Source organism: Deltaproteobacteria bacterium, assembly GCA_016183175.1.
GTDB lineage: Bacteria > UBA10199 > UBA10199 > UBA10199 > SBBF01 > JACPFC01.
Genome location: JACPFC010000125.1, coordinates 1 through 856 on the forward strand (window position 1 = coordinate 1; position 856 = coordinate 856).

General features: G+C 47.5%; 1 protein-coding gene. It reads right to left on the reverse strand.

What is annotated here, in order from left to right; genetic code table 11:
* On the reverse strand, positions 1-856 hold an 856-nt coding region (locus HYU99_11595), incomplete at both ends, for an FG-GAP repeat protein (protein MBI2340989.1).

Here is an 856-nt window from a genome sequence, read left to right on the forward strand (position 1 = left end):
GACCAGCGCACTGATACCCGGACATTCGGCATCGCTCACAATATCAAGTCCCGCATAACTGATTTTTGCATTATCCACATCGCCAAACGCCGACTTGCTATTTTCAAATTCATTCAGATCAAAAACCGAGTTGGCGTTTGGGCCTGTATAACCAAGGGTGATATCGTCACTACTTTGAAGTGTGTCATCGTCCCATGCGACGGTTACATCGCCGCCAAAAAGCAAATGCGCCGCACCGGCTTTGGTGTGATCGTTGTTTTCGTCATAGGCGCCAAAGGCAACATCATCTTTGCCATCTCCATCTAAATCACCGATAGCGGAGAACCTGCCAGCCTCGTAACTGTTACCACTGCCACTCCATGTTAGATAGTCAATGGACGGTTCAATGTCTGTCGTCGACAAATTGATTGTGCCGGGCGGATTGTCGTTGCCGAAAACAAGCCACCCATTACCTGCATTTAAATTATACGACTCGGACGATTCACCAAAAAGAAGATCGGTATAGCCATCCCCGTTAACATCACCTGATCGAATTTTATATTCGTCGCAAAAACCACCGTCCCAATTTCCGCCGCTTACTTCATAGCGAAAAAGAGAGCTTTTACTTACAGTACCTGTCACATCGCTTAATGAAAGGACATCGCAAATCCGCACATTATGATAATCGACAAGCTCGGTCACCCCATCCCCATCAATATCCCCGACTCCTTTGGCAATCTGTCCGATGTATTCATTTTCATCGCCTTCGATAGTGGCATCAGCCGTCAAGTAATCATAATCACTCGCCCAGTTGGTTTTTCCCGAATAACGGAAAATCGCCCCTGTGCCGCTTCCATCCCCTTGCGGCGGATCAATC